Here is a 4,453-nt window from a genome sequence, read left to right on the forward strand (position 1 = left end):
AGTTAGTGTTCGTGCAGTTGGCGCAGCGTATGGTGTCGGCTGTGGACATGCTGGTGGTTCATGGCATGCAAGAGGTCAGCGGTTCGAGCCCGCTTAGCTCCACCCAGGTCAGACACAGAATTCGAACGCTGAACCGTTGAGCGTTCGCCCCGTGAGGGGCATTCTGAGGGGCAAGATCCGCTGGAAGCTAGCAGTCTGACCAGCGATGATGCAGAGATTGTGTCGCCATCCAGACCACCAGCGCTTTCGCGACGTTCAAGAGGTCACCCGCTGCGGCAAGGCGGGCTTCCGAGAGCCGTCTTCGCCGCTGACGCCGCCTCGGCCAGCGGGGACCCGGCCGCGCAACTTCTCGCCGATACCGCCATGGCCGCAGTCACGGCGATCACCCGCCCAACCCGCCAACGCCGAGGTCTTCGTCGCGCTCGCTCAGCAGCGCGCCCAGGGGCGGGCGTATCGCTCTCTCACCGATGAGCCGGATGTGGCCGCGCTCGCGGCCCGCCTGGCGCTGTCCGCTCACTGAGCGGCCCGGCCTGGCAGAGGCAGCCGTCGCCGCGGGTCGTTTCGCCGCGTTCCTTCGGGCACCGGCGGCGTGGCCCTCGGCAAACCACGCGCCGAAGCTCTGGCAACCACCTGCAGCCAGCTGACGTCAGCATCACCTCAGTGCGACCTCAGCGCACCCGGGCAACCTTGCACTCATGCAGCCAATGCGTGACGAGAACCCCAGCCACCATGACCACCTGGCCGCTGCCGGGCCTGCGGTTGACGTCCACGGCCGCGTGGTCACCGCAAAGCGGCGGGCCGCTGCGCGGTACCGGCAGGCACAGCACGCCGCGGACTCGCGCCTGGCCACCACGGCGCTGCGGCTCGCCGTCCACGCCGACCCGGCCTTCGGGCTCGCCGTCGCCGACCTCGATGCCATCACCGGAACGGCGAGCCAAGGTCCCAGTCACCGGCAGATGAACTGGGAGCGCCACCACATCGAAGTGGTCCGCGCCGCAGCCGCCGGCAATGCCAGGCGAGCAGCTGACCTGCTCCGCGAACACCTCGCCAGCGTCGGCTGCGACCCTCTCGCCTTCCGCATCGCCGCCATGCTCCGGCAGCCCGCGGGAAACAACGACTTCGAGAACCTAGCCAGCCAGCTTCCCGGTTGCCACGCAACCCTATGGCCATGCCCACCATGACCGCCAGCCATCCCCCACCGACAACCCAGCACTCCGAATCGGAAACCCTACCGGCTACGCGCACCGCACGAAGGGATCAGGCCATGACAACCCCAGCGACCGTTTCTGCAAGAGATCAGGGGCGACCCGTCGCTCCCCGAAGGACCGCCGTGGTGGTGGGAGTGCTGTTCCTCTCGTTCACGGTCGCCTTCTTCATCGGTAACACGCTGATCCATTCGTACTTCTCCAGCGCGACCAAGCCCGTCGGCACCCTCATCGCCGGCGTTCTGCTGATCGGCCTTAGCGGCCTGGCAGACGCTGCGGTCGGCCTGGCGATGCGCCCGATCCTGACGCCCTACGCGCCGGTGCGCTCGCAGGTCTACTTCGTCCTGAGAGTGGCGGAGGGCCTCGCGGTCCTGGCGGCGTGCGCGTACTTCCTGACCAGCCGCAGTCAGTGGAACGACTACGCGCTGCCCGCCTACGCGCTCTCCGCCGTGGCCGGGCTCGTCCTGACGCCGGTCTTGCTGACGTCGAGGCTCGTGCCGCGGAGCCTGTCCATACTGGGCATCGTCGGCTACGCGTTGCTCCTGGCCGGGGTCGTCTGCAATCTGCTCGGGATCGCCGACATCGGCTGGCACGTATCCCCCGCCGGAATCGTGTTCCTCGCCCCCGGTGGCCTGTTCGAGCTCTTGTTCCCGCTCCTGTTGATCGTCCGGGGCTTTTCCGCTGGAAGCCGGGCCCGCCCCGTGCCCGTACGCACGGGCAGTGCCCGGCACCGGGACGTCACGGCCGCCTAGGAGAAACCCCGGCGCGGCACCGCGGGCACTGGCTGGCCAGCTGGCAGCCGGTCAGCCAGTGCCTGGTCACGATGGCAGCTCACACGAAGGGACCGCCCCCAATGACTGAGAACTTCCCCGGCCCGATGGCAGGCAAGACTGTGCTGGTCACGGGCGGCACTGGCGGCATCGGCCGGGCGACCGCCGCCGGCCTGGCCGCGATGGGCGCCCGCGTCGGCATCACCGGCCGGGACAAGGCGCGGACCCAGGCCGCCGCCGACCAGATCGTCCGCGAGTCCGGCAACCCAGCGGTGGACGCCTTCGCCGCCGACATGTCCTGCCAGGCCGAGGTACGCGCTCTCGCCGTCGCGGTCCGCAGCGCCTACCCGCGGCTGGATGTGCTGGTCAACAACGTGGGCGGGTTCTGGGCCACCAGGCACCTCACCGCCGACGGGCTGGAGCGCACCTTCGCTGTCAACCACCTCGCCGCCTTCCTGCTCACCGGCCTGGTCCTGGACCGGCTCAAGGGCAGCGCGCCCGCCCGGATCGTCACCGTCTCGTCCAACGCCCAGGCGGCGGGCAGACTCAACTTCGACGACCTGCAGGGCGAACGCAGCTACTCCGGGCAGCGGGCGTACAGCCAGTCGAAGCTCGCCAACGTCGTGTTCACCTACGAACTCGCCCGCCGGCTGGAAGGCACCGGCGTCACCGCCACCGCCCTGCACCCCGGCCTGGTGCGCACGTCGTTCTCCGCCGAGGACCCATCCCGCCTGTCGAAGGTCATGATCCCGTTGCTGCGGCCGTTCATGAAGGCACCCGCCCGCGGCGCGGCCACTTCCATCTATCTGGCATCCGCACCCGAGGCCGAGGGCGTCACCGGCCGGTATTTCGCCAACCGCAAGCCGAAAACCTCAAGCAAGGCTTCCTACGACCCCGCCGCCGCCGCGCGGCTCTGGCAGATCAGCGCCGACCTGACCGGCCTCAACACCCGCGGCCGGGAGACCCAACGCCGCGGGACTTGACCCGAGCGACAGCCGTGGCCTAGTGCTGTCGACTAGCAGACCTGACCCGGTAAGGCGGGTCGGCGGCAGCATGACAGCGCATCCGAACGAAAATGGTTGTTGCCGCTGAGCGCGAAAACGTCACCTATGCAGGGATGGGTAGCAGCGTGCGGGGTAGCGACACGACCAGACCCGGATGATCTGCGTGCAGTAGCCCGGCGCACTCGGCCGGGCTGCCAGCCGCGCATAGTCGGCGGTATGGCGTGTTTCCGGGTTGGGCGTGACAGGGTCATCGTGCACGCACGGTCATCTGGTGTCGTGAGCGAGCGCGGCTTACGCTGCGTTCCTCGTTCATTGCTGGGGCCTGGCGGCTGGCCCTTGGCTCCCGGGTCTCAGCCGTTCCGGAGGTGCCCGATGACCGCCACGACCACATCCACCGCTCTCGCCACCGTCCAGCCGGTATTCACCGAGTCCGAGCGGCTCGCGCTCGCCGGGTTCCTGGCCGGCTACCGCGGCCTGACCCGCGAGGCCTACACGCTGGACCTGCGGCAGTTCACCGCCTGGTGCCGCACCCGCTCGCTCTCCTTGTTCTCGGTCCGGCGCGCCGACATCGAGACCTTCGCCCGGGACCTGGAGGCCAAGGGCCGCGCCCGCGCCACCGTCACCCGGCGGCTGTGCACCATCGCCGGGTTCTACAAGTACGCGGTCGAAGAAGAACTCCTCGAGCACTCCCCGGCCGCGTACGTGCGCCGCCCGCGGCTGGATTATGAGTCGCACGCCACCGCGCTGGACCGCAACGAGCTCGGCGCGATCCTGGTCGCCGCCGGGCTCGGGCCGCCCGCCGAGCACGCCCTGATCTCCCTGCTCGCCCTCAACGGGCTGCGGGTCTCGGAGGCGACCGGCGCCGATATCGAGCAGCTGGGGCCGGAACGCGGGCACCGCACCCTGGTTATCACCCGCAAGGGCGGCAAAGTGGTCACCATCCCGCTCGCACCCCGGACCGCACGGGCGATCGACCTGGCCATCGATGAGCGCACCGAAGGACCGCTCTTCCTCACCGCCGACGGACGGCGGCTGGACCGGCACGGCGCCGCCCGCATAGTCCGCCGAGTCACCCGCCGCGCCAGGATCGCCAAGCAGGTCAGCCCGCACACGCTGCGGCACGCGTTCATCACCGCCGCGCTCGACGCCGGGGTGCCGCTGCGGGATGTGCAGGAGGCCGCCTCGCACGCCGACCCGCGCACCACGATGAGATACGACCGGGCACGCACCAGCCTGGACAGGCACGCCACCTATATCGTCGCTGCCTTTATCGCCGGAGCAGCACGCTAACGCCGGCCCGCCGGACCGCCCGTCCCTCTCAGAGCGGCCGGGCCGTCCGGCCACTCCACGCACGCGGAAGGAAATAACACGGCGTGGTTCCACCAGTGATCGCGAACCGGTCCCGTCAGCTCAGGTCGAGGCGGAGTCGGCGCCGGCCGGGCTGGGACTGGCATTGCCGGGTCAGGGCGCTGAG

Annotated in this window: 4 protein-coding genes; all 4 read left to right on the plus strand. The window is 69.8% G+C overall.

All coding sequences use genetic code 11. The annotated features are described in order from the left end of the window. Positions 1 to 695: 695 nt before the first annotated feature. The 4 genes from WA805_RS27385 to WA805_RS27400 all read left to right on the plus strand — a co-directional run bounded on the left by WA805_RS27385 (position 696) and on the right by WA805_RS27400 (position 4,269). Complete coding sequence (locus tag WA805_RS27385; RefSeq protein WP_422286073.1) at positions 696 to 1,181, plus strand: hypothetical protein; 486 nt, start codon at positions 696 to 698, stop codon at positions 1,179 to 1,181. Between the two features lie 83 nt (positions 1,182 to 1,264). Next, positions 1,265 to 1,957 carry a DUF4386 family protein gene (locus tag WA805_RS27390; protein WP_425243779.1) on the plus strand — a complete coding sequence of 231 codons (693 nt, stop codon included), beginning with the start codon at positions 1,265 to 1,267 and terminating at the stop codon, positions 1,955 to 1,957. A 101-nt stretch (positions 1,958 to 2,058) separates the two neighbouring features. Beyond that, the gene (locus WA805_RS27395; protein WP_425243780.1) at positions 2,059 to 2,958 is read left to right on the plus strand and encodes an SDR family oxidoreductase; all 900 of its coding nucleotides are present in this window, start codon (positions 2,059 to 2,061) and stop codon (positions 2,956 to 2,958) included. A 393-nt stretch (positions 2,959 to 3,351) separates the two neighbouring features. After that, positions 3,352 to 4,269 (plus strand): tyrosine-type recombinase/integrase, encoded by a 918-nt coding sequence (locus tag WA805_RS27400; RefSeq protein ID WP_424560707.1) that lies wholly within the window; start codon positions 3,352 to 3,354, stop codon positions 4,267 to 4,269. The last annotated feature ends 184 nt before the right edge of the window (positions 4,270 to 4,453 follow it).

Origin of the sequence: Trebonia sp. (assembly GCF_049794275.1) — a bacterium.
GTDB lineage: Bacteria > Actinomycetota > Actinomycetes > Streptosporangiales > Streptosporangiaceae > Trebonia.

Coding starts and splice junctions, on each gene's coding strand:
- WA805_RS27400 (WP_424560707.1), top strand. CDS start 3,352: ATGACCGCCACGACCACATCCACCGCTCTCGCCACCGTCCAGCCGGTA.
- WA805_RS27395 (WP_425243780.1), top strand. CDS start 2,059: ATGACTGAGAACTTCCCCGGCCCGATGGCAGGCAAGACTGTGCTGGTC.
- WA805_RS27385 (WP_422286073.1), top strand. CDS start 696: ATGCAGCCAATGCGTGACGAGAACCCCAGCCACCATGACCACCTGGCC.
- WA805_RS27390 (WP_425243779.1), top strand. CDS start 1,265: ATGACAACCCCAGCGACCGTTTCTGCAAGAGATCAGGGGCGACCCGTC.